Below are 26,126 nucleotides of genomic sequence, written 5' to 3' on the forward strand. Positions count from 1 at the left end.
AAAAGAATGGATTAAAAAACGGATGTAAACTCCCCAAGTTCAATTTGAATAGATTTTAATTGTGTATAGTTTTGCAGAGTAACCAACCCGTTCTCACGACCAACACCAGAGTGTTTATAACCACCAACTGGCATTTCTGCTGGCGATTCGCCCCATGTATTGATCCAACAAATTCCTGCTTCTAATTGGTGAATAACACGATGTGCGGTTGCTAAATCTTTAGTAACAAGACCTGCGGCTAAGCCATAAACGCTATTGTTTGCACGAGAAATCACTTCATCCTCTGTTTGATAGCTCAAAATACTCATCACTGGACCAAAAATTTCGTCTTGTGTGATTTTCATATCATCAGTGCAATTAGTGAAAACGGTGGGTTCAACATAAGCGCCCTGTGCAAAGTCACCCTCTAATAAACGATGACCGCCACAAAGTACTTTCGCCCCTTGTTCTTTCCCTATTTCTATATAATTTAAGACTTTTTCAAGATGAGAGAAGCTAACTAATGGACCAAAATTGGTATCCATCTCAAGAGGAGAGCCAACTCTAATACGAGCAACGCGCTGGACTATTTTAGCCTCAAACGCTTTTTTTAGTTTTTCAGGAATAAAAACACGAGTGCCATTAGTGCATACTTGCCCTGAACTATAAAAATTCGCCATCATGGCAATATCTGCCGCAACATCCAAATCAGCATCATCAAAAATAATTAACGGTGATTTTCCGCCAAGTTCCATCGTGACGTCTTTTAAACTTGATGAAGAGGCATTCGCCATCACTTTCTTACCTGTATCAATCCCCCCAGTAAAAGAGATTTTTGCAATATCAGGGTGTTGTGTTAACCATTGTCCAACATCTGCTTTGCCTGTTACTACGTTAAATACACCCTGTGGTAAACCCGCATCGGTGTAAATCTCAGCAAGCTTTAGTGCCGTTAATGACGTCATTTCACTTGGCTTGAAAATCATGGCATTACCTGCGGCTAATGCAGGTGCAGATTTCCAAAGTGCGATTTGAATCGGATAATTCCAAGCGCCAATACCTGCGACAATACCGAGTGGCTCTCGCCGTGTATAAGCAAAAGAGGTCTCTCGTAGTGGAATTTGTTCACCTTCAAGTGCAGGAGTGAGCCCCGCGTAATATTCCAAAACATCGGCACCGGTAACAATATCAACGTAACGCGTTTCAGAAAATGGCTTACCTGTATCTAAAGTCTCTAAATAAGCGAGTTCATCATTACGTTCACGTAAAATTTCAACTGCTCGACGCAAAATTCGAGAGCGTTCCATCGCGGTCATTGCTGCCCAAATTTTCTGCCCTTGTTTAGCACTTTCGACAGCCCAATTAATGTCTTCTTCACTTGCTGATTGCAAATATGCAATCACATCACCCGTTGCCGGATTAATTGTTTCGAACGGTGCACATTCAGGTTGAGCACAATCTACATACCCACCATGAATATAAAGCTTATGTAACTGTGGATCCGCCATAGGTTCTCCTTTTTCGTTGGCTTTTAAGCCTTTCTATTACTCCGTTGATTCAGTTGCATATCGATATATTCATTCGTAATCATTTGTGCTTCTGACAGTGAAAAGGGTGTATTACTTAATGCACTGCGTAACCACAAACCATCAATTAGTGCAGCGAGACCTTTCGCGGCTAAACGCGCTTTATCTTTGTCTAGTACACGCCCAAATTCATAACTTAAATTGGAATAAAGTCGTCTATCATTCACTTTTTGTAAACGACCTAAATTAGGCTGATGCATACTACTTGCCCAAAATGCGAGCCATGCTTTTATTGCCACTTCACTGATTTGTGAAGTATCAAAATTTCCCTCGACAATGGCTTGAATACGCTGTTTGGGCTCTGCATCACTTAACATTCTTAAACGAATCGCCACAGCAAAACCTAATTGATATTGAATATGGCGCATTGCTGCCTCTAGCAAACCATTTTTATCACGGAAATAGTGGCTGATAATGCCATTTGAAACGCCTGCTTTTCTGGCAATTAAGGCAATGCTTGCTTCTTGCATTCCAACGTCATTAATAACCGCTAATGTCGCCTGAATTAATTGTTGTTTACGTATCGATTGCATTCCTATCTTCGGCATATTTTCAAGACCTAAAAAATACATTGAACACTTTTATTAAACGTTTTTTTGATTGAACATTCAATCAATATTAACTATTGTTTATCACAATTAATTCACAATTAGCAAAGGGGGACACTCGTGAAAATTTGAATCTTTGCTATAAATTCATATATTTAGCAAAGAATGCAACTTTTAACTTCTAGACAAATAAATTTTTTGGAATTGCTAATGACAACTCATAACAGCACAAAAAAACCGCAGAAAGATAAGCTAAATTCTGTTGTTTTTTTCGCTTCAGCAACGCTTATTTTAGCGTTTTCTTTCTTCACTATTTTAATGACTGACACTGCAAATGAATGGATTGTTGCAACCCTTGGATGGGTATCAAAAACCTTTGGTTGGTACTATTTATTAGCAGCAACTTTATATATTGTTTTTGTGATATTTATCGCCACTTCTCGTTTTGGAAATATAAAATTAGGTCCTGAACAATCTAAGCCAGAATTTAGTATGTTAAGTTGGTCAGCAATGTTATTTGCCGCAGGTATCGGCATTGATTTAATGTTTTTCTCTGTAGCTGAACCTATTACTCAATATATGCTACCGCCGACAGGCGAAGGTGAGACAATAGAAGCAGCCCGTCAGTCGATGGTTTGGACTTTATTCCACTATGGCCTGACGGGCTGGGCTATGTACGCATTAATTGGCATTGCATTAGGCTATTTTAGTTATCGCTATAACTTACCTCTTACCATACGTTCTGCACTTTATCCCATCTTTGGTCAACGTATTTACGGTCCTATTGGGCATACTGTTGATATTGCTGCCGTGCTTGGTACTATTTTTGGTATCGCCACAACATTAGGAATAGGTGTTGTACAACTAAATTATGGATTAAAAGTATTATTTGATTTGCCCCAAGGTCTTGCTGTTCAAGGGGGATTAATTTTACTTTCCGTCATTATGGCAGTTATTTCAGCAACTTCAGGTGTTAATAAAGGGATCAGAATATTATCTGAGCTTAATGTTTTATTGGCACTAGGTTTGATTCTATTTATTTTATTTGCTGGTGATACGGAGTTTTTATTAAATGCGCTAGTGTTAAACGTCGGTGATTATGTAAATCGCTTTTTAGGTATGACATTAAATAGCTTTGCCTTTGATAGACCAACTGATTGGATGAATAGTTGGACACTCTTTTTCTGGGCTTGGTGGGTTGCATGGTCTCCTTTTGTCGGTTTGTTTTTAGCTCGTATTTCACGAGGTAGAACTATTCGCCAATTTGTTATGGGTACGCTCATAATCCCTTTCGTATTTACATTATTATGGCTTTCTATTTTTGGTAATAGCGCATTGTATGAAGTTATTCACGGTAATACAGAATTTGCACAAACCGTATTAGCATCTCCTGAAAAAGGCTTTTATTCATTATTAGAACTCTATCCTGGGTTTGGCTTAACCGCGTCTATCGCAACCATTACGGGTCTATTATTTTATGTAACCTCTGCTGATTCAGGCTCATTAGTATTGGGTAATTTCACCTCTCAATTAAGTGATATTAATAACGATGCACCCAATTGGTTACGTATTTTTTGGTCTATTGCAATTGGTTTATTAACATTAGGAATGTTAATGGCAGATGGCATTTCTACATTACAAAATACCACTGTAATAATGGGACTCCCTTTTAGCTTTGTGATTTTCTTTATTATGTTCGGACTATATAAATCATTAAAAGTGGAAGACTTTAGACGAGTAAGTTCATTAAATACAAATGCACCTGCACCGCTTTATGGTAATACCACGATGAATTGGAAACAGCGCTTAGGTCGTGTAATGAATTTCCCAGGCACAACATATACACAACGTATGGTAGATTTAATCTGTATGCCAGCAATGCAAGATGTTGCTCATGAGTTATTACTGCGGGATGCTAAAGTTGAGTTCAATTATTATCCAATTGAAGATAACGAACGTTTACATCATTTAGAATTAGTGGTTGATTTAGGTCAAGAGCAAAACTTTATTTATCAAATATGGCCACAAAAGTACTCTGTTCCTGCTTTTACTTATCGAGCGCGAAGAGGGAAATCTCATTATTATCGTTTAGAAACATATCTATGGGAAGGTTCTCAAGGTAATGATTTAATGGACTACACCAAAGAGCAAGTCATTAGCGATATATTAGATCAGTACGAAAAACACCTAAACTTTATTCATCTTAGTCGTGAAGCCCCTGGTGCAACACTTACTTTTCCAGAATCAAACTAATTACAGTTAAGAATAAAGGGAGATAACGTCATTATCTCCCTTTATAATAATTGCTTTATTTCACTGAAACAAACAGCAATCCCATTGCTAAAATAATTAATAATGCGCCAATAACTCTATCTGCGATTTTTTGTTGAGAGAGTATTTTAGCCCGCAATATTGGCGTTGAGAAAAACAGTGCAACACAACTAAACCATGCCCAATGAGCAAATGAAATAAATATACCATAAGTGAAATTTTGCCAGAGAGGATTACTTAAATTAACGACCTGTGTATAAAGTGCAATAACAAAAAGCATTGTTTTAGGATTCAAGGCATTAGTTAAAAAACCCACACGTAATGCTTGAACATTTGTCGGCATCATACTGGCTGAATTTTCTATTGTTAGCTGCGTTTTATTTGTCAGCGACTTAAAACCTAAATAAATTAAATATCCCACACCAACAAGTTTTATTAGCAAAAAAAGCGTGGGTGAATCTGCAATAACAAATGAAAGCCCAAATACTGTGTAAAACACATGGACTTGCACCCCCATCGCAATACCAAATGCAGTAAGCAAACCCGTTTTTACGCCATAGGAATAACTGTTTTTTGTCACCATGGCAAAATCAGGTCCCGGGCTTATCACTGCTAGTACTGTTATCATCGCAACTGCTATTAGCTCGCTCATTGTATTCCTTGCTCTTATTTCCAGATCAATTATAAGTAATAAAAAGTGACATAAAATAGATTTTTTTATTAAAAAAATAATCGATTAAACTCACTCAACACCCCTTATTTTGCAAACTTGACCAAAAATAAAAAGCGATTTATCTTGCAGGATATCTGTTACTTTTCATCGTCTATTTATGGTTAACTTTTATGACAATGCCTTCATTAAGTTCATTACGTTTTTTTAATAGCGCAGCGCAGACAGGCAGTTTTGTAAACGCTGCCGAACAACTTCATGTGACTCATAGTGCAGTCAGTAGGCAAATACGTTTATTAGAAGAAGAACTTGGCGTACCGTTATTTGAACGTCGAAATCGCGCTGTTTATCTCAACGCGGCGGGACGCTATTTATATAAAACAACTTCAGCTATTTTTGAGCAACTTGAAGATACAATTACACATTTGCGTTCACCAATAAGTGATAATGTTCTAGTCGTCTCTTGTGAGCCAACAATTGCAATGAAATGGCTTATTCCTCGTCTTGCTTCTTTTTATGCCCAATATCCTGAAATCACCCTGCATTTAGTTGCCGCAGGCGGTCCCATTGATTTTAATAAGGAAGGCGTTGATTTAGCTTTTAGGCGAGATGACTTTCATTGGAATAAGAATATTTATGCAGTTAAAGTCTGTGATGAACAGATTGCAGCAGTCACCCATCAGCCAATAAAAAATCACTCAATTAAACAGCTGTCAACGTTATCACGTCCGCAAGCATGGTTTGATTGGAGTCGTTATTCTGGCATGCAACTTATCAGCACAGAAAAAAGCCAATATGAACATTTTTACCTTGCACTACAAGCCGCACAAGCAGGATTAGGTGTAACTATCGCCTCTTTTCTGATGGTTCAAGATGAACTTAAAAATCAGCAATTAACGACAATAAATGGCTTTATTAAAGATAACTCTAGCTACTATTTACTCTCTCCTTCTGAAGTTATCCCCAACACTAAGCAAGACAAATTTAAAATTTGGCTTACCGCAGAAATAGCGGTGTGTTTAAAAGAGACAGAAAATTTATTGGCACCTCAAATAAAGTAACCGACACAATGTAACCTAAAAAACAACGATGCCACTAAGTGAATATTTAGTTATTTTTTTATCATATTTATTTACTTTATATTTTTTTTTAGTAATCTATACAAACTAATAAAATGTAAAATAATTCACTTGGGAAACATTACATGAATCGTCGTTCATTCTTAACGTCATCAAGCTTAGTGATTGGTGGTTTATCATTAAGCTCTTTCGTTAGTTCTGCTTATGCTAATGAGAAACTCAGTAATAAATTAGTATTTAATGCAGAAAATCCGCTGCTATTAAACTTTAATGAAAATTCTTTAGGTATGTCGCCTAAAGCTAAACAGGCGATTATCGATGCATTACCTAATGCATTTCGCTACCCTGATGATGCACGTAGTGCATTAATTAGCGAGTTAGGTAAAACCTTTACGCTATCAGACAAACATATTACCTTAGGGAACGGTTCATCAGAGACCATTCAAGCAGCTGTACAATATGTTGCGAATAAAGGACAAAAAGAGCAGAAAGCGGTTCAGCTTATTGTGCCTGATCCTACTTTTAATTATGCCGAACTCTATGCAGCACCTTTGGGGGTAAATATCGTTAAGATCCCAGTCGATGAAAAATTAGCTTTTGATTTAAATACCATGCAGAAAAAAGCTGATGAATTTGATGGAATTAGCATGATCTATTTATGTAATCCTAATAATCCGACTGCGACTTTAACGCCAACCGCGCCTCTTACTAATTGGATTACATCAGCGAAAGAGAACGTATTTTTTATTATTGATGAAGCCTACGCTGAATTTATATCTACACCTGAATTTACCAGTGCAATTAAATTAGTCCAAGAAGGTCATAAAAATCTAATTGTCGCCCGTACATTCTCAAAAATTTATGCGTTAGCGGGTCTTCGTGTCGGCTATGGTATTGCCGCACCTGAAATCATTGAAGATATTGATACCTTTGTTTCTATCGATAACACTAATACCGCCGGTGCTGTTGCCGCATTAGCGTCATTAAATGATCATGCATTTGTAGAATATAGCCGTAAATCTATTGATGTATCGCGCCAAATGGTGGTTGATACATTAAATGAATTACAAATTGAATATGCTCCTTCTCATGCCAACTTTATTTTCCATAAAGTAAAAGGCGATGTAAAAACCTATCAAAATAGAATGAAAGATGCCTATATTATGGTAGGTCGTGAATTTCCACCAGCCTATGGTTGGAGCCGTTTAACGCTAGGAACACCCGAAGAGATGAGCTATTTTGTCGCAACCTTAAAAGCGTTTCGCGCTAAAGGTTGGATTTAATCTTTCGCTAATTTATTGCTCGTTTTAATAAAACAGAAATAACGCCTTTGATTACATTATTGTTCTATCAAAGGCGTTTTTATTTATGAGTAATAGCAAAATAATGACGAAAATATTACTGCTCTTGTAATTCTAATTCTGCAATAACTGGCAGGTGATCACTGGCATCTGACCATTTGAATTTTGCAGAGTCTTTAGGAATTTCCATACTTTTCACATCCCAAACCTGTCCTTTAAAGGTGAAAATATGGTCGATATCAATAGCAGGATTAATTGCTGGCCAGCTTCTATAATCCATACCCTGTTTTTCTACTGGGTTCCAAAAATAGCGGATTTCCTGAATAGGCTGTTCATTTGCCGTAGAGTTAAAATCACCAGCAAGAAGCTTGATTGAAGTTGGAATATTGTCAAAACCCGTTTCAGTATCGCCTATCGCAGCATCTAAAATATGTCTTACTTGCCCAATGCGAATGGTTGGATCTTTTTGCCAATCTAGATGCGTTCCCATAATAATAATAGGTGCATCAAAGCCTGGTTTAGTAATTTGCGATAATAAAACAATACGTTGCTCTGCATCACCTGAAGGTAAATTCACAACTTGTGATTTATCAATATTATATTTTGATAAAATTCCTACACCATATTGCCCGCCATCAAAATCTAATGCTTTACCAAACGCAAAATGCATATTGTTGGCTTTAGCTAATACACCTAGTTGGTCAATATTTTTACTACGAGCCGTTTTATTATCTACTTCAGTCACAACAATAACATCAGCATCTATATTTTTAATTGCTTGGCTAAGTTTATCAAAATTAGTGACATCGGCTGATACTTCATTTTTACCAATGTTGTAAGTGGCTATTTTAATCGTAGGCTTATTGGTTTGATACACTTTGTCTGGTGTTCCACCTGATTGTACCGCTAATATTTCAGAACCGGTGGTATTTGCCATTACAGCAGCAGAAAGCAACACACTTGAGCTAATCAAAACTGAAAGAATATTTTTTCTCATATTTTCCCCGATAAATAAAATGTGATGTTTTTATGTTCAATAATAAACTACCACATTGAAAATATAACACCGTGATACAAACCACAAAGTTATTTCGAGATACGAAAAATGAACCAAAAGCTAAATATTATTGTGTTATATAATCACTTTTATTTTAGCTAAAAAAATGCCTGAATATATTCCAGGCATCGGTGATTTTATTTAAATACGATTACATTAGCATTAAAGCGGATCCACTTTTAAGCACGATACAGCATGGCGGAAACTTCCCTCTAACAACGGTCGTGTTTTGGCGCACTCTTCATCTGCCATAGGACAACGTGTACGGAAGATGCATCCTGAAGGTGGATTAATCGGTGACGGTAATTCACCTTCTAATAGGTCAATATGCTTATTGCGCTCTTTATCGGGATCAGGAATTGGCACCGCTGACATTAATGCTTTGGTATAAGGATGTAATGGATGATGATAAACCTCATCATAAGTACCCAGTTCAACGGCATGCCCTAAATACATCACTAATACACGATCTGAGATATGTTTAACCACAGCAAGGTCATGGGCAATAAAGATAAGGGATAATCCCATCTCTTTTTGGATATCTTTAAGCAAGTTAACAACCTGTGCTTGAATAGAAACATCCAATGCAGAAACCGGCTCATCACAGATAACCAATTTTGGTTCTAAAATTAATGCTCGCGCAATACCAATACGTTGGCATTGTCCTCCTGAGAACTCATGAGGATAGCGGTTAATTAAGTTTGGCAATAATCCGACTCGCATCATCATTGCTTTTACTTTCTCAACCACTTCTGTTTGTTTCATTTTAGGCTGATAGGTTTTAAGTGGCTCCGCAATAATATCGCCAATGGTCATTCTTGGATTTAATGACGCGAGTGGATCTTGGAAAATCATTTGAATATCTTGGCGAATTTCTCGCCACTGTTTATTCCCCATGCCCAGTAAGTCATTACCTAACCAAGATACCGTTCCGCCAGAGGCTTTAACTAAGCCGATAATGGCACGAGCAAAGGTAGATTTACCACAACCTGATTCACCAACAACCCCTAATGTTTCACCTTCATATAAACGCAAAGTGACGCCATCGACAGCTTTAAGGCTTTTCTTGGGTTTCCAGAACCACTGTTTATTATCTTGTACTTCGAAATAAACTTTTAAATCATTCACTTCAAGAATGACTTTTCTATCTTGTAATGTGGTCTGGGTCATACTAACTCCTCCACCGCTTTAAAGCAGGCACGTAATCGTCCTTGTCCAAATTGGTCTAGCTGTGGCTCGCAGTTTACACATTTCTCTACTGCATACTGACAACGAGGTTGGAATGGGCATCCTTTAGGTAAACGCAATAGGTTAGGAGGATTACCCGGAATGGTCGCTAAGCGATCATCTTCACCATCTAATCGCGGAACTGCCTGTAATAACCCAATAGAGTAAGGATGCGTTGGCTCGTAAAAGATATTGCGAGCACTGCCATATTCCATCGTGCGCCCTGCATACATAACTAAAACTTTATCGCAGATACCCGCTACCACGCCAAGGTCATGAGTTATCATGATGATTGCAGTATTAAGGTCTGTTTTTAACTCGTTAAGTAGCGTCATGATTTGCGCTTGAACAGTAACATCGAGCGCGGTGGTCGGTTCATCGGCGATGAGTAATTTAGGTTTGCATAATAGTGCCATTGCAATCATTACACGTTGACGCATTCCTCCTGAAAATTCATGAGGATACATACTCATACGTTTATGTGCTTCAGGCATTTTAACCGCATCTAACATTCTCACAGACTCAGCATAAGCATCATTTTTACTCATACCTTTATGAAGCATTAGCACTTCAATAAGTTGTGGACCCACTTTCATATAAGGGTTTAGTGATGTCATGGGATCTTGAAATATCATTGATATCTCTTCAGCTCGCATCTTATTAAATTCACTTTGACGTAAATTTAATATCTCACGACCGTTAAAGTTCGCACTGCCCGCAGTACGACCATTTTTGGCAAGTAACCCCATTAAAGCAAAAGCGGTCTGTGATTTACCAGAACCTGATTCACCCACAATACCTAATGTTTCACCTGCGGATAGTTCAAAGTTAAGCTTGTTTACCGCCGTTACATCACCGTCTGATGTAGCAAAGGTGACTGAAAGATCTTTAACACTTAATAGTGATTTATTTGTCGTTGTCATCTTGTTCTCCTTAACGATCTTTCGGGTCTAATGCGTCACGTAAGCCATCGCCAATAAAGTTAAAGCAAAATAGCGTGATAACTAAGAACACCGCAGGGAAAAGTAATAACCAAGGAGAAACTTCCATTGAGTTTGCACCATCACTTAATAATGCGCCCCAACTACTTAATGGCTCTTGCGTTCCTAAACCTAAAAAGCTTAAGAATGATTCAAATAGGATCATACTTGGTACTAATAAAGAGGCATAAACAACCACAACACCTAATACGTTAGGAACAATATGTCTTAATACGATATTGCGTGATGAAACGCCACAAACTAACGCGGCTTCAATAAACTCTTTACGTTTTAAACTCAGCGTTTGTCCCCTTACAATACGCGCCATATCCAACCAAGAGACCATACCTATCGCCACAAATATCAGTAAAATATTTTGCCCAAAGAAGGTCACAAGTAAGATAACAAAGAACATAAATGGGAATGAGTTTAAGATTTCAAGTAGACGCATCATAATAGAGTCTGTACGACCGCCAATATAACCCGCCATTGCGCCATACAGTGTTCCCACAATAACAGCGACAAAAGCAGCAGCGATACCCACCATCAATGAAATACGACCACCAATAGCAACACGAACCAGTAAATCACGTCCTGATGAATCAGTACCAAAATAGTGCGACGATGCAAAATCAGGTGCCATCGACATCATTTCCCAATCGGTATCATCATAAACAAAAGGCGATAACATCGGGGCAAAGATCACAAATAATAAAATACAAAAAAGTAATACCAGACTCGTAATTGCTGCTTTATTGTGCATAAAACGACGTCGGGCATCTTGCCATAAACTACGGCCTTCAATATCTAGCTGCTCAGAGAAATTTCCCAGAGCTTCGCTGTTTTCCTTCAGTGATAGCATAACGTGCTCCAGTGTCTCTTAATAACGAATTTTCGGGTCAATAACAGCATATAAAATATCGACAATGGCATTAAAGAAAATCGTTAATGCACCAACGATAATGGTTAAGCTTAATACCAATGAATAGTCACGGTTTAGCGCACCATTAACAAACAATTGCCCAATACCAGGAAGCCCGAAGATAGTTTCAATGACCATAGAGCCCGTAATAATTCCCACAAATGCAGGTCCCATATAAGAGATAACGGGCAGTAGTGCAGGTTTTAATGCATGGCGCAGTACAATTCTTCTCATCGGCAAGCCTTTGGCTTTTGCCGTTCTGATAAAGTTTGAATGCAAAATTTCAATCATTGAACTACGCGTAATACGAGAGATACTGGCAATATAAGAGAGCGATAATGCAATCATTGGCAGTAACATATATTGAATTTGACCACCATTCCAACCACCTGCAGGTAGCCAGCGTAAAGTGATGGCAAAAATAAGCACCAGCAACGGCGCCACAACAAAACTCGGTATTACCACCCCCGTCATGGCAAAGCTCATGACGGTATAATCCCATTTGGTATTTTGATTCAGTGCGGCTATCACGCCGGCACCCACTCCAAAAATTACCGCAAAAATAAATGCCGAAAGTCCCAATTTAGCGGAAACAGGGAATGCTTTACCGACTAAGGTGTTTACACTGTAGTCTTTATATTTAAAAGAAGGTCCTAAATCCCCTTTCGATAACTGGATCAGATAATCGAAGTATTGTTTGTAAATGGGATCGTTTAAGTGATATTTCGCTTCAATATTTGCCATTACCTCTGGCGGCAGTTTTCTCTCCCCAGTAAAAGGGCTACCGGGTGCTAAACGCATCATGAAAAACGAAATCGTTATTAGAATAAATAGAGTCGGTATCGCTTCTAAAAAGCGACGAAAAATAAATTTGAGCATTGCCCGTTCCTATAACACAAACCTATTCAGGCGTGACGATAAAAAGACCTTACCTAGTTAATAAGCAAGGTCTCGCCCGATTACTTGGCTATAATGTACAAATCTTTAGTATGTACGTTATCTAATGGATCTTTACCTGAGTAACCACCCACATAAGGCTTAACTAAGCGGGTATTCACATAATAGTAAAGTGGAACAATCGCTGAGTCTTTATCCAATACGCCTTCTGCTTTTTGGTAGATATCAGCACGTTCATCATCAGATTTAACACGTAATGACTCTTTGATTAATGCATCAAATTCTTTGTTTTTATAGTGAACGGTATTATTACTGCTGTAAGACAGCATCATATTTAAGAATGAAGAAGGTTCGTTATAATCTGCACACCAACCTGCACGCGCAACATCATAAGTCCCTTGGTGACGGGTATCTAAGAATGTTTTCCACTCTTGGTTTTCTAAGGAAACATCAGCACCTAGGTTTTTCTTCCAGATTGAAGATGCCGCAATTGCCACTTTTTTATGTAAATCAGAGGTGTTATAGAGCAGCTTAAATTTCAGTGGGTTCGCTTTGTTGTAACCCGCTTCTTCTAGCAACTGACGTGCTCTTTCGTTACGTTGCTCTTGTGTCCAAGATGCAAACCACTCTGGTTGTTTCTCTTTAATGCCATCAGTAAAGGGTGGAGTAAAGCCATAAGCGGGGATATCACCTTGATTTTTTACTTTATAAGTAATGATATCTCTGTCCATGGAGAGCTTAAGTGCTTCACGTACACGAGGATCGTTGAAAGGCGCTTTCTCATTATTAATTTCATAATAATAAGTACATAAATAAGGGCTTACACGCAGCTCATTAGGGATCTCTTTTTTCAGTTTTTGAAAAAATTCAATCGGTAAATTGCTATAAGTCATATCGATTTCACCCGCACGATAGCGGTTTACATCGGTAACTTCAGAAGAGATAGGTAAGAAAGTGACTTTATCGATAACGGTATTTTTATTGTCCCAATACGTTGGGCTACGCTCTAACACAATTCGTTCGTTAACAGTCCAGTCTTTCAGTGCAAAAGCACCATTACCGACAAAATTCGCAGGTTGCGTCCATTTCTCACCAAATTTTTCAATCACTTTTTGGTTTACTGGTGACATTGAGGAGTGAGCCAGTAATTTTGGTAAATAAGGAACAGCTTCTGAAAGCGTAATCTCTAATGTATTGTTATCTAATGCTTTTACACCCAGTTCTGTTGCTTTCTTTTTACCCGCAATAATGTCATCAATATTGACGATATGCGCATATTGTAAATAGCTCTCATAAGGAGATGCAGTGTTAGGATCGGCTAAACGTTGCCAGCTATAAACAAAGTCTTGAGCGGTAACAGGCTCACCATTAGACCATTTGGCACCTTCACGAATTTTGAAAGTCCAAACAGTAAAGTCTTTGTTTTCCCAACTTGTTGCAGAACCCGGTAAAATTTCGCCATCAGGTCCAACAATCGTGATCCCTTCAAATAGATCACGCGCGAGTGCAGCCTCAGGCACACCTTCAATTTTATGTGGATCAAGTGATTGTGGCTCTGAACCATTGTTACGCACAAATACTTGTTTTTCAGCGAGTTTTACACCATCAGGAACAACAGCCGCATTCGCATTAATCGCAGCTAAGCCAACAACTGCGCTAATCGCAATTGCTAGCGCACTCTTTTTATTTAATTTTATCATTTTATAAAATACTCCCAGTTAGTGAGCAGGTTGTTTAACAACCCTTCTGTGATGTTACTGTTGTGCTTTTAGAACGTTTTGCACAACTTATTGTTTTACAATAAATACTTCAATTTTATTACGTTGTCATCGATGCTTTTTTGCATGATGTAATTATAATTTTTGTGCCGTTATATTTTTTGTGTAGTGCTTTTGATTCTGTATTTCATTTAGCGTTGTAAACTACAAACCACTTTTTGATAATTAAAATCAGATATAGCTATAGAACGTTTATAACTTACCACTTTTAGTTATCTTCTATAATAAAATAGCGCTTTAAGTCCGTATAATCAAAGGGGTCTTTGCCAGTAAATCCGCCTACCGTTGGACTAACTAGTCTAACACTGACACGATAATAAACTGGAACTATCGCTGAGTCCTTGTCTAGCAAGGCTTCAGCACGTTGATAGAGTTGATGACGAGCGCCATTATCAATAGCAAGTAATGCATTTTCTAATGCTTGGTCATAATCTTTATTTTCATAAAACACCGTATTAAGACTACTTGTTGATAAAAATGAGTTTAAAAACGACGTTGGTTCATTGTAATCTGCACACCACGTTGCTCTTGCAACCTCATAATTGCCTTGGTTACGACTTTCTAGCGCGGTTTTCCACTCTTGGTTTTGTAACGTGACATTAGCACCAATGTTTTTCTTCCACATCGATGCCGCGGCTATCGCTTGTTGTTTATTTTGGTCTGATGTGTTGTATAGCAGCGTAAAAGACAATGGGTTTTGATTATCAAACCCAGCTTCTTTTAATAACTCTCGCGCCCTTTCATTACGCTGTTGTTGTGTCCAATTAGACCATTTAGGTGCTTTGAAATTACCATTACCAATAAAAGAAGGGGTAAATGTGTAAGCGGGAATTTGTCCTTGTCCCATGATTTGCTCTGCAATAATTTGGCGATCAATACTTAATTTAACAGCCTCACGGACACGAACATCATCAAAAGGCGCGCGTTTATTATTTAATTCGTAGAAAAAAGTACATAAATAAGGCGTGACTCGTAAATTTTGCGGCTGCTCTTGCTTCATTTTTTTATATAAAGCAGGAGGGATTGCACTATTCGTAATTTGTACTTCACCACTGCGATAACGGTTAATATCACTGGTTTCGGAACTTAATGGTAAGAATATGGCTTGCTCAATAATGGTATTTTTATTATCCCAATAAAGTGGATTACGTTTAAGTGTCACCTTCTCATTCACAACCCAATTATCAATGGTATAAGCCCCATTACCGACAAAGTTTTCTGGACGAGTCCAATTTACGCCATATTTCTCAACAACCTCTTTTTTAACTGGTTTTAATGAGGTGTGATTAAGCATATCCACAAAATAAGGAATAGGCTGAGTTAAAGTAACTCGCAATGTATGTGCATCTATCGCTTTTATGCCTAATGTTTCAGGTGGTTTTTTACCTGTCAGAATATCGGCAATATTATCGACATAGGCATATTCAAGATAGCTGGCATAAGGGGAACCTGTTTTAGGATCCGCTAATCGACGCCAACTATAGACAAAATCTTCTGCACTCACAGGCGTGCCATCACTCCATTTTGCATCTTCACGCAAATAAAATGTCCATATTTTGTTATCTTCTGTTTCCCAGCGTTGTGCTACACCCGGTACGTTTTCGCCGTTGGCACCAAGATAAACCAAGCCTTCAAGAAGATTTAAAATAATATTACTTTCGGGTGAGCCCTCTACTTTATGAGGATCAAGTGAAGAAACTTCAGTGCCATTATTAATAACAATATGCTGCTGTTTAGAAAGTACCGTGCCTTTTGGCGGTGTTGCGGCATAAGAAAAAGAGGACATTAATGCAAGCGAAATAAGGCTCGCCGAAAACGTCATTTTTTTAATCATGTTATTTTTCACTGGCACCTCTCCTAATAAATTATTATTTATAGCGGGGTCGCACTTTAAGCAGCGCAAATAGTTTTACTATTGCAACATAAAAGTATCGTTTTATAGAATACATAAGATAATGGCTAGATAAAACTGATTACAAGTTACTCATTTTTTACACTTATCGCAAAAATTGTCAATTAATGCGGTATTCTTCTCACTTAACTTTATTTAGCCCATACATACTCTATCTTATTGAAATAAAAAAACGCCATCGAAACAGATAAAACAACAAATAAACATTTAATTAACATCACGCAAGTTTTATAGATAGAAAACCTACATAGCTCACAAAATTAATATAATAAATGCGTCTTTCAACTCAGGCGCAGAACTTTGTTATGTTCTATTTGTAAAAGTTTTCATGGTGAAATTAAATTCAAACCTAGCTAAATCGTTCTTTAGAATAAATAACAAAGTAAATCAGCAAATATTTAGCGATTAATAAAAACGCACTTTTATTATTTATTTTTAAAAATTAATCTATTTATTGAAATAAAAAAATAATTGAAAAGGATGCGCTAAGACATCCAATTGATTTAAATAAAATTTATTTAATCTAATTAAAAAACGAGATCGAACCAACCAAAGCAACGCCTTTCACTACTGCTTTTTCGCTAATAATTATTCCTCAACTATGATTAATATTGCCTACTTATACCTTTAAGTTATATATAAGCGTAATTAAAACTTTGCGAATTGATCACGTTTTACCTAAGTTGAACCCACAAAGTAATAACTAATAAGTTATTCGCATAACGATTTTAGCTATACCGTCTCAGGGAGCGCCTTATGAAAGCAAAATTACTGTCACTATTGGTTGTTGGTGCACTCTCAGCACCTGCATTAGCTGCAACACCTGCTAATACATTAATTGTTGTACAAGGATTAGATGATCTTGTCAGCCTTGATCCCGCAGAAAGTAACGAGCTTTCTAGTATTCAAACGATACCAAGTTTATATCAGCGTATTGTGCAACCTAATCGTGATAACCCAGAAATCAACGAGCCGATTTTAGTGGAGAGTTGGCAGGCAAATCCTGAACAAAAATCTATCGTATTTAAAATAAAGTCTGATGCAAAGTTTGCTTCAGGTAACCCAGTGCGCCCTGAAGATATTCTGTTCTCCTATCAGCGTGCAATTACAATGAATAAATCACCTGCATTTATTTTAAATGTATTAGGTTGGAAAGCAGATAACATTGCCTCACAACTTAAGAAAGTAAGTGATAACGAATTTGAAGTGCGTTGGACAGCGGATGTTAGCCCAGATGTGGTGCTAAATATTCTCTCTACCCCTATTGCTTCTATTGTTGATGAAAAACTTATAGCAGCGCATATCAAAAATAACGATTTTGGTAATAATTGGTTGAAGATGAATTCAGCGGGAAGTGGTGCCTATAAAATGCGCGCTTATCAGCCACGTCAAGCGATAGTATTAGAAGCGAATCCCCTTTCACCAACCGGCGCACCTAAAACGGCGAATATCATTATTAAAAATGTGCCTGATCCTGCATCAAGACGTTTATTAATAGAGAAAGGTGATGCCGATATTGCGCGTGATTTGGGGACTGACCAAACCGCAGCATTAACAGGAAAAGCGGGGATTCAAATTGTTAATATTCCTTCTGCTGAACAAGTCTATATGGCATTTAATACTGCCAGCGGAAATTCCACATTAAGCAACCCTGCATTTTGGCAAGCGGCTCGCTATCTTGTCGATTATAAAGGCATAACAGAAGAGTTAATGCGTGGACAATATTTTATCCACCAAAGCTTTTTACCTGTTGGTTTGCCGGGTGCACTAGAAGATAATCCTTTTAGCTTTGATCCTGAAAAAGCTAAAGCGATTTTAGCCAAAGCAGGTATTACTAACGCACGCTTTACGTTGGATGTAGAAAATAAAGTGCCTTACATTACCGTGGCACAATCGATACAAGCAAGCTTTGCTCAAGCGGGTGTTCAGGTCGATTTATTACCCGCAGCAGGTAGCCAAGTTTATAGTCGCGTTCGTGCGAAACAGCATCAGGCAGCCATTCGTTTTTGGATCCCCGACTATTTTGATGCACACTCAAATGCAAGTGCTTTTGCTTATAACGATGGACAATCAAATACCGTTGCTTGGCTAAATGGCTGGCAAATTCCTGAGTTAAGTAAACAAACTCTTAGTGCATTAAATGAAGCCGACAAAACAAAACGCCAGAATTTATATACTGAAATGCAAAAAGAGCTACAACGCAGCTCACCTTATGTGTTTATTGACCAAGGCAAAAACCAGATTGTACTGCGTGATAACGTAAAAGGTTACGCTCAAGGACTTAATGCAGATATGGTCTATTATGACAAAGTAACTAAATAATATTTTCTCCACCACTCGTCATAGTGATATTACGAGTGGTTATTTTTGTCATTTCACTAGGCTATTGCTGTATGAATACTGCTATTACTCTACCTTCGCGCCTAAAAAGCCAGCTGATAACCTTTTCGCAAGGGATATTAACCTTGGCGCTAACCCTATTCGGGTTACTTATTATCACTTTTACGCTTTCGGCATTTTCTCCCGTTGATCCGGTTTTACAAATTGTTGGCGATCACGCCAGTCTTGAGACATACAATCAGGTAAAACATGAATTAGGGCTAGATTTACCCATTTATAGCCAATTTTTTCATTATGTTGCGGCACTATTAGAGGGTCAGTTAGGAACCGCGACATCAACAGGGCAACCGGTTATTGATGATCTATTAATCACATTTCCCGCCACACTTGAATTGGCAACCGTTGCTTTGCTTTTTGGTGCCAGCTTAGGGATCCTCTTTGGTGTGTTGTGCGCGCGTTTTGTTGGTACTCCGCTCGATATTATCTTGCGTATTTTTACGCTATTAGGAAGTTCTGTTCCAGTGTTTTGGCTGGGACTTATTTTACTGCTGATTTTTTATGCCACCCTTCAGTGGACAGCAGGTCCTGGTCGTTTAGATGATATTTATCAGTTTACTATCGAGCCAGTAACTGGATTTGCCTTAATAGATACCTTGCTTGCTGGCGATAAAGACGCCTTTTTTAATGCTATTTCACATCTTATTTTACCCGTTTCTTTGCTTGCCTATTTCGCACTGGCATCTATTACCCGACTAACGCGTTCTGCATGCTTAAGTGAGATGGATAAAGAGTATGTCATATTGGCTAGAGCAAAAGGTGTGAGTGAGTTACGTATTCTTTTTACTCATGTATTACCTAATATTCGTGGCGTATTAATGACCATTATTGCGCTCTCTTATACAGGCATGTTAGAAGGCGCAGTATTAACAGAAACGGTATTTTCTTGGCCCGGCATTGGTCGATACTTAACCACAGCACTGTTTGCTGGTGACGCTACGGCAATTATGGGTGGCACATTGGTTATCGGTCTCTGCTTTGTTTTTATCAATAATATAACCGATATATTTATTCGTTTAACTGATCCGAGGCTTCGCTAATGTTAGCTCGATTTGTTACCAAAATAGCGCGCTCGCCATCAGCTTTAATTGGTTTTTCGCTACTGGTTTTATTCGTTGTTATCGCCCTATTTGCACCTTGGTTAGCGCCACAAGATCCCAATTGGCAAAATGCAGCTCAACGTTTGCTAGCACCTAATGCACAACATTGGTTAGGCACCGATAATTATGGTCGCGATATTCTTTCTCGTGTGATTTATGGTACTCGTCCTATGTTAGGTTTAGTGGGACTTGTCGCGCTTATCACCTTACCATTAGGTTTATTGATTGGTATTTTATCTGGCTATTACGGTGGTTGGACTGAACGCATTTTAATGCGTTTTACCGATATTGTGATGTCTATGCCCTCTCTTATTTTAGCCTTTGCTTTTGTGGCAATGCTTGGACCGGGACTTCTTAATGGTGCTTTAGCATTAGCACTTACTGCATGGCCAGCGTATGCCAGACAAGCCCGTAGTGAAATTCAACATCTGCGTAATAGTGATTATCTTGCCGCGGCTGAAATGATGGGAATTAAAGGTGTTAGGCTGCTTTGGGGGCATATTTTGCCACTTTGTCTTCCCTCAGCAATAGTGCGTTTGGCGTTAAATCTGGCGGTTATTATTCTTGCTGCTGCTGGATTAGGCTTTCTTGGATTGGGCGCACGCCCGCCTATTGCCGAATGGGGAGCCATGATTGCAGAAGGTATGCCCGTTATTTTTGACCAATGGTGGGTTGCAGCCATTCCCGGTGCGGCAATTTTAATCAGTAGCCTGGCATTTAACCTGTTAGGCGATGGATTGCGTGATTTATTAGGAGAACCCCATGAGTAATACGCCTTTAATTGAAGTAGACAAACTCTGTATTGATTATCCAACGGCAAGAGTCGTTAATAATGTCTCATTTTCGTTAGGGCAAGAACGTTTGGCACTTGTTGGAGAGTCTGGTTCAGGAAAATCAATGACTGCGCGTTCACTAATGGGATTAGTGCGAAAACCGGGAAAAGTCACGGCAAATAAATTAATGCTAGCAGGTGAAAACTTGCTAGATTACTCATCTCGCCAATGGAATAACGTGCGTGGCAAAACAATTTCGATGATATTGCAAGATCCTCGCTATGCACTTAATCCTGTAAAAACAATTTATCAGCAAATCGATGAAACAGTAACACTACATCAAGCGCTTTCTCGTCGGAATAGACATCAATTAATTATCGAAACACTTTTGGCAGTGGGTTTACCTGAACAGAATATTTATCGTTATCCCGGTGAGTTATCGGGTGGTATGGGACAACGTGCAATGATTGCTATCGCACTAATTAACAACCCAACCATACTGATTGCTGATGAGCCAACTTCCGCGCTCGATGCACAGCTACGCCACCAAATTCTTGAATTAATTATTACTCAGTGCGAGCAACGCAAAATGGGATTACTGCTAATCAGTCATGATTTACCGCTGGTTTCAGAGTATTGCGAACGCGTAATGGTAATGTATCGTGGTGAACAAGTTGATGAACTGAGTGCAAAAGCATTACCAGAGGCAACACATCCTTATACTCGAACCCTGTGGACATGTAGACCCAATGCAAAAACGTATGGTACACAATTGCCAGTGCTAGATAGAACGCTTAATTTCAAGGGGCTCTATTATGCTGATTGATATTAATAACTTACAGGTTCGCTTTGAACAAGGTCGTCAAATAAAGCAAGTCGTTAATAATATTAACTTACAAGTAAAACAAGGCGAAACCTTTAGCCTTATCGGTCGTTCTGGTTGTGGTAAATCAACGGTTTTACGTGTTATTGCTGGACTATTACGCCAATGGCAAGGTGAGATATCTTTGTTAGGGCAATCTATTAAGCCACAGCAACGTTTTCAAGGTGCATTGCGACGTAATGTACAAATGGTTTTTCAAGACCCTTATGCCTCGCTACATCCCCAGCATCGTATTGAGCGCGCATTTTCAGAACCATTAAAAATTCATCAAATACCCTTTGATAACACAACGATTAGTCAGGCATTAGCGCAAGTAGGTTTATCTGCAGATATTATTAGTCGTTTTCCACATCAGTTATCTGGTGGTCAACGCCAACGAGTTGCTATTGCTAGAGCTTTATTATTACAGCCTCAACTGCTGTTATTAGATGAACCCACTTCCGCCTTAGATATGTCAGTACAAGCAGAGATTTTAAATCTCCTTAATGCGCTAAAAAAACAGCATAATATGACCTATTTACTAGTAAGTCATGATGCCGATGTGATTGCACATATGTCGGATAGCGCTGCATTGATGGAGAATGGTCAATTAACGCAACACTATGATAGAGAAGCGTTAGCAAAAGGGATCCATCGCCTTGATTAATACAAAAGAAGTGATGCAATAAATATAAAAAAATCGCAGTACTCAATTAAATACTGCGATTTTTAAAAATGCGACTGTGTTGATGATATTTAAACTAATAAGCCCGGAAAAATAGAACGCATACCGGTAACAATAAATTCGATGCCCAGAGACATCAATAATAGTCCCATGATCCGCGTAACAACGTTAATCCCCGTTTGACCAAGGTATTTTACTAATAACGTTGCACTACGAAATAATAACCAACAACAAAATGCAAAAAAGATACTTGTTGCTGCTAATCCGAGAAAATTAGTAAAACCTTCCCAACGAGAGCTCCAGACAATACAAGAACTGATAGCACCAGGACCTGCCATCAAGGGTAATGCGAGGGGAACAACTGCAACACTACTGCGTACCGCTGATTCATTTCGTTCTTGATTATTCTGTTTGTCTTCACCTAAACGCCCATTAATCATTGTCATCGCGATAGTGACAATCAATATTCCTCCAGCAATCCTAAATGAATCGATAGAGATACCAAAAATAGTTAGGATAGAGTCCCCAATTAAAAGAGAGGTAACTAAAATGATGGCAACGGAGCCATTTGCAATCAAGTTAGTTTTATTACGTCCTGCATCAGTTTGATAACTTGTCATACTGATAAAGACGGGCAAGATCCCAACTGGGTTTACAATAGCAAAAAGACCAACAAAAAATTTAATATAACCGGATAAATCCAGCAATGACCCCATGAAAAGCCCCTTCTTGGCTAATAAACATGCGTATTATTCTACTCACGATAAAATAACTACAAAAAATGCGCGTTACTTTAAATCAATAAACCAGTTAATTCTATTAGTTAACAAGTTTTTACCTAAAATATTCTTTGGCAAACAGATCTCATTCTAGTGATTTAATTTTATATTCAAATAAAACTTACTACAAAAAAATCGTTCAAGATTATTTGCAAATGATAATCATTCGTATAAATAACCATGCTGAAAGGTGTCAGCATGTGTTTTTTGTGACTTACATCACGTTAATTAATTAGAAAGATGGTAAGCTGTTATCAATAGGAAAAAGAAAGCTAATTTAAAAAAATATTTACGTTGGTTATTGTTTTTTCTGAGCTTTTTAAGCAAATTAGGGCGGCTAATTATTATTACATAAATAAGCACATTACCCCTTATCTGGGCTATTCTTATTAGTGTTGATTTAAACAGCTAATTTGCTTAAAAAGTTTAACATTTTATCAGGAGTCTCTTTATGTCTGTAACTAACGTTACTGAACTCAATGATTTGGTTGCTCGTGTAAAAAAAGCACAGCTTGAATTTGCTAACTTCCCGCAAGAAAAAGTTGATGCTATTTTCCGTGCTGCTGCACTCGCTGCTGCTGATGCCCGTATCCCTCTTGCAAAATTGGCTGTTGAAGAGTCTGGCATGGGTATTATCGAAGATAAAGTGATTAAAAACCACTTTGCTTCTGAATATATCTATAATGCTTATAAAGATGAAAAAACCTGCGGGATTTTATCTGAAGACTTAACTTACGGTACAATGACCATTGCTGAACCTATCGGTATTATTTGTGGTATTGTCCCAACAACCAACCCAACTTCTACCGCGATTTTTAAAGCTCTGATTAGCTTAAAAACACGTAATGGTATCATCTTCTCCCCACATCCACGTGCAAAATTAGCCACTAACCGTGCTGCTGAAATCGTATTAAATGCAGCAATTGCCGCGGGTGCACCAAAAGATATTATTGGTTGGATTGATGAGCCTTCAGTCGCCCTCTCTAATGCATTAATGCACCATGACGATATAAACCTGATCTTAGCGACAGGTGGTCCTGGTATGGTAAAAGCGGCGTACAGTTCTGGTAAACCAGCAATTGGTGTGGGTGCTGGTAATACACCTGTTGTTATTGATGACTCAGCTGACATCAAACGTGCTGTTGCTTCAATTTTAATGTCTAAAACTTTCGATAACGGTGTTATTTGTGCATCTGAACAATCCGTTATTGTTGTAGATAGCGTGTATAAACAAGTTCGTGAGCGTTTCTCTACTCACGGCGGTTATATGTTAACCGGTAAAGATTTAAAAGCGGTTCAAGATATCATCTTAAAAGACGGTAACTTAAACGCAGCTATCGTTGGTCAGCCTGCAACAAAAATTGCAGAAATGGCAGGTATTACCGTGCCTGCAAACACCAAAATTCTGATTGGTGAAGTTAAAGAAACCACCGAAGCAGAACCTTTTGCTCACGAAAAATTATCACCACTTTTAGCAATGTATCACGCAGAAACATTTGAAAGTGCTGTACATAAAGCTGAGAAATTAGTTGAAATGGGTGGTATTGGTCATACTTCTTGTTTATATACTGATCAAGACAACCAACCTGAGCATGTTGCCTATTTCGGCGACAAAATGAAGACCTCACGTATTCTTATCAATACCCCTGCATCTCAAGGTGGTATCGGTGACTTGTATAACTTTAAGCTTGCACCTTCTCTGACATTAGGTTGTGGTTCATGGGGTGGTAACTCCATTTCTGAGAACGTAGGGCCAAAACACCTTATCAACACTAAAACCGTGGCGAAAAGAGCAGAGAATATGTTGTGGCATAAACTTCCTAAATCTATCTATTTCCGCCGTGGTTGTTTGCCTATCGCGCTGGAAGAAATCGCAAGTGACGGTAAAAAACGTGCCTTTATCGTAACGGATAGCTTCTTGTTCAATAATGGTTATGTTGATGAAGTCACTCGTGTCCTGAAAAAATTTGGTGTTGAAACTGAGATTTTCTTTGAAGTTGAAGCAGATCCGACCTTAAGCGTTGTACGTAAAGGTGCAGAACAGATGCATAGCTTTAAACCTGATGTGATTATTGCATTAGGTGGTGGTTCACCAATGGATGCTGCTAAAATCATGTGGGTTATGTATGAGCATCCAGAAACTCACTTTGAAGAACTAGCATTACGTTTTATGGATATTCGTAAACGTATCTATAAATTTCCTAAAATGGGCGTAAAAGCACAAATGGTTGCGATTACAACCACTTCAGGTACAGGTTCTGAAGTAACACCATTTGCGGTAGTGACTGATGATGAAACAGGTCAAAAATACCCATTAGCAGATTACGCATTAACCCCAGATATGGCGATAGTTGATGCTAACCTGGTCATGAATATGCCTAAATCACTGTGTGCATTTGGTGGTTTAGATGCAGTCACTCACGCATTAGAAGCTTATGTTTCTGTATTGGCGAACGAATATTCAGATGGACAAGCGTTACAAGCGCTGAAATTACTGAAAGAATATCTGCCAGCAAGCTACCATGAAGGCGCTAAAAACCCAGTAGCTCGTGAACGTGTTCATAATGCGGCAACCATTGCTGGTATCGCATTTGCTAACGCATTCCTTGGGGTTTGTCACTCAATGGCGCATAAATTGGGCTCTGAGTTCCATATTCCACACGGTTTAGCCAATGCCCTGCTTATCTCTAACGTTATTCGTTATAACGCTAATGATAACCCAACTAAACAGACTGCATTTAGCCAATACGACCGTCCTCAAGCTCGTCGTCGTTATGCTGAAATAGCTGACCATTTAGAGTTATCAGCACCGGGAGATCGTACCGCTGCTAAAATTGAAAAACTGCTAGCATGGTTAGAAGAGATGAAATCCTCATTAGGTATTCCATCTTCTATTCGTGAAGCGGGCGTTCAAGAGAGTGATTTCTTAGCTAAAGTAGACAAGTTATCTGAAGATGCATTTGATGACCAATGTACTGGTGCAAACCCACGTTACCCATTAATTTCTGAGCTGAAACAATTATTACTCGATACTTACTATGGTCGTGAATTTAACGAACATCTAGAAGACGACGTAAAAGAAGACGTTAAAGCAACAAAGAAAAACAGCAAAAAATAGTCGAAATATTCTGTGTTCAGAATAACCCTCATATTTTCGATAAGTAAAGACCCAGCCTTTTGGCTGGGTTTTCTTTTTTGTCGCTAAATGAATTAACACGAATGAGGCTCAACTTACCTCTTTATAATTAGATAATTACACTTGTACCAATAACGCGGTGGCTGTTGGTAAAAATCAAGCTACGATTTGCTTGCGATAAAAAGCG

Annotated in this window: 20 protein-coding genes; 9 read left to right on the forward strand and 11 right to left on the reverse strand. The window is 38.4% G+C overall.

Translation table 11 applies throughout. The features are described 5' to 3' along the window. Nucleotides 1-11 precede the first annotated feature (11 nt). A complete protein-coding gene (gene betB, locus ABN099_RS01460; protein WP_349461911.1) occupies nucleotides 12-1,487 on the reverse strand; it encodes a betaine-aldehyde dehydrogenase in 1,476 nt (491 codons plus the stop codon). 23 nt (nucleotides 1,488-1,510) lie between these two features. Next, nucleotides 1,511-2,113 carry a transcriptional regulator BetI gene (gene betI, locus ABN099_RS01465; RefSeq protein WP_349461912.1) on the reverse strand — a complete coding sequence of 201 codons (603 nt, stop codon included), beginning with the start codon at nucleotides 2,111-2,113 and terminating at the stop codon, nucleotides 1,511-1,513. Between the two features lie 210 nt (nucleotides 2,114-2,323). On the opposite strand from betI, the gene ABN099_RS01470 reads away from it, so the two are divergent. Further along, on the forward strand, nucleotides 2,324-4,366 hold the full coding sequence (locus ABN099_RS01470; RefSeq protein ID WP_349461913.1) for a choline transporter: 2,043 nt from the start codon (nucleotides 2,324-2,326) through the stop codon (nucleotides 4,364-4,366). A gap of 55 nt (nucleotides 4,367-4,421) precedes the next feature. Here the strand turns inward: ABN099_RS01470 and ABN099_RS01475 are convergent, their stop codons facing one another. Continuing rightward, nucleotides 4,422-5,036 carry a LysE family translocator gene (locus ABN099_RS01475; RefSeq protein WP_349461914.1) on the reverse strand — a complete coding sequence of 205 codons (615 nt, stop codon included), beginning with the start codon at nucleotides 5,034-5,036 and terminating at the stop codon, nucleotides 4,422-4,424. Nucleotides 5,037-5,227: 191 nt separating this feature from the next. Here ABN099_RS01475 and ABN099_RS01480 point away from each other — a divergent pair, with 191 nt between their 5' ends. Then, nucleotides 5,228-6,115 (forward strand): LysR family transcriptional regulator, encoded by an 888-nt coding sequence (locus ABN099_RS01480; protein WP_349461915.1) that lies wholly within the window; start codon nucleotides 5,228-5,230, stop codon nucleotides 6,113-6,115. Between the two features lie 143 nt (nucleotides 6,116-6,258). Continuing rightward, nucleotides 6,259-7,416 (forward strand): pyridoxal phosphate-dependent aminotransferase, encoded by a 1,158-nt coding sequence (locus ABN099_RS01485; RefSeq protein ID WP_349461916.1) that lies wholly within the window; start codon nucleotides 6,259-6,261, stop codon nucleotides 7,414-7,416. Between the two features lie 115 nt (nucleotides 7,417-7,531). On the opposite strand, the gene ABN099_RS01490 is transcribed toward ABN099_RS01485, so the two are convergent. From ABN099_RS01490 to ABN099_RS01520, 7 genes are all read right to left on the reverse strand, one after another. After that, entirely contained in the window at nucleotides 7,532-8,431 is a 900-nt protein-coding gene (locus tag ABN099_RS01490; RefSeq protein WP_349461917.1) for an endonuclease/exonuclease/phosphatase family protein, read from the reverse strand. Between the two features lie 222 nt (nucleotides 8,432-8,653). Then, nucleotides 8,654-9,661 (reverse strand): murein tripeptide/oligopeptide ABC transporter ATP binding protein OppF, encoded by a 1,008-nt coding sequence (oppF, locus tag ABN099_RS01495; protein ID WP_349461918.1) that lies wholly within the window; start codon nucleotides 9,659-9,661, stop codon nucleotides 8,654-8,656. Then, a complete protein-coding gene (locus tag ABN099_RS01500) occupies nucleotides 9,658-10,641 on the reverse strand; it encodes an ABC transporter ATP-binding protein (protein ID WP_349461919.1) in 984 nt (327 codons plus the stop codon). The genes oppF and ABN099_RS01500 overlap by 4 nt, the downstream gene beginning before the upstream one ends. Nucleotides 10,642-10,651: 10 nt before the next feature. Next, the gene (gene oppC, locus ABN099_RS01505; protein ID WP_349461920.1) at nucleotides 10,652-11,560 is read right to left on the reverse strand and encodes an oligopeptide ABC transporter permease OppC; all 909 of its coding nucleotides are present in this window, start codon (nucleotides 11,558-11,560) and stop codon (nucleotides 10,652-10,654) included. An 18-nt stretch (nucleotides 11,561-11,578) separates the two neighbouring features. Next, complete coding sequence (gene oppB / locus ABN099_RS01510) at nucleotides 11,579-12,499, reverse strand: oligopeptide ABC transporter permease OppB (protein WP_349461921.1); 921 nt, start codon at nucleotides 12,497-12,499, stop codon at nucleotides 11,579-11,581. Between the two features lie 80 nt (nucleotides 12,500-12,579). Next, on the reverse strand, nucleotides 12,580-14,217 hold the full coding sequence (gene oppA / locus ABN099_RS01515) for an oligopeptide ABC transporter substrate-binding protein OppA (protein ID WP_349461922.1): 1,638 nt from the start codon (nucleotides 14,215-14,217) through the stop codon (nucleotides 12,580-12,582). Nucleotides 14,218-14,503: 286 nt separating this feature from the next. Continuing rightward, nucleotides 14,504-16,129, reverse strand: a complete 1,626-nt coding sequence (locus ABN099_RS01520) for an ABC transporter substrate-binding protein (RefSeq protein WP_432807481.1) — start codon at nucleotides 16,127-16,129, stop codon at nucleotides 14,504-14,506. An 834-nt stretch (nucleotides 16,130-16,963) separates the two neighbouring features. Between ABN099_RS01520 and ABN099_RS01525 the strand changes: the two genes are divergently transcribed. The 5 genes from ABN099_RS01525 to ABN099_RS01545 all read left to right on the forward strand — a co-directional run bounded on the left by ABN099_RS01525 (nucleotide 16,964) and on the right by ABN099_RS01545 (nucleotide 22,006). Then, entirely contained in the window at nucleotides 16,964-18,529 is a 1,566-nt protein-coding gene (locus ABN099_RS01525) for an ABC transporter substrate-binding protein (RefSeq protein WP_349461923.1), read from the forward strand. Between the two features lie 71 nt (nucleotides 18,530-18,600). Continuing rightward, on the forward strand, nucleotides 18,601-19,644 hold the full coding sequence (locus ABN099_RS01530) for an ABC transporter permease (protein ID WP_349461925.1): 1,044 nt from the start codon (nucleotides 18,601-18,603) through the stop codon (nucleotides 19,642-19,644). Continuing rightward, nucleotides 19,644-20,474 carry an ABC transporter permease gene (locus tag ABN099_RS01535; RefSeq protein WP_349461926.1) on the forward strand — a complete coding sequence of 277 codons (831 nt, stop codon included), beginning with the start codon at nucleotides 19,644-19,646 and terminating at the stop codon, nucleotides 20,472-20,474. The genes ABN099_RS01530 and ABN099_RS01535 overlap by 1 nt, the downstream gene beginning before the upstream one ends. After that, complete coding sequence (locus tag ABN099_RS01540) at nucleotides 20,467-21,303, forward strand: ABC transporter ATP-binding protein (RefSeq protein ID WP_349461927.1); 837 nt, start codon at nucleotides 20,467-20,469, stop codon at nucleotides 21,301-21,303. Before ABN099_RS01535 ends, ABN099_RS01540 begins: the two co-directional genes overlap by 8 nt. Beyond that, nucleotides 21,290-22,006, forward strand: coding sequence for an ABC transporter ATP-binding protein (locus ABN099_RS01545; protein WP_349462234.1), 717 nt, complete (start codon nucleotides 21,290-21,292; stop codon nucleotides 22,004-22,006). The genes ABN099_RS01540 and ABN099_RS01545 overlap by 14 nt, the downstream gene beginning before the upstream one ends. An 89-nt stretch (nucleotides 22,007-22,095) precedes the next feature. Here ABN099_RS01545 and ABN099_RS01550 read toward each other — a convergent pair whose 3' ends face one another. Then, on the reverse strand, nucleotides 22,096-22,740 hold the full coding sequence (locus ABN099_RS01550) for a YchE family NAAT transporter (RefSeq protein WP_349461929.1): 645 nt from the start codon (nucleotides 22,738-22,740) through the stop codon (nucleotides 22,096-22,098). A 514-nt stretch (nucleotides 22,741-23,254) separates the two neighbouring features. Between ABN099_RS01550 and adhE the strand changes: the two genes are divergently transcribed. Further along, nucleotides 23,255-25,921: a bifunctional acetaldehyde-CoA/alcohol dehydrogenase gene (adhE, locus tag ABN099_RS01555; RefSeq protein WP_349461930.1), complete on the forward strand. Its 2,667-nt coding sequence runs from the start codon at nucleotides 23,255-23,257 to the stop codon at nucleotides 25,919-25,921. The last annotated feature ends 205 nt before the right edge of the window (nucleotides 25,922-26,126 follow it).

It is taken from the genome of Proteus hauseri (genome assembly GCF_040139125.1).
GTDB classification, from domain to species: Bacteria; Pseudomonadota; Gammaproteobacteria; order Enterobacterales; family Enterobacteriaceae; genus Proteus; species Proteus hauseri_B.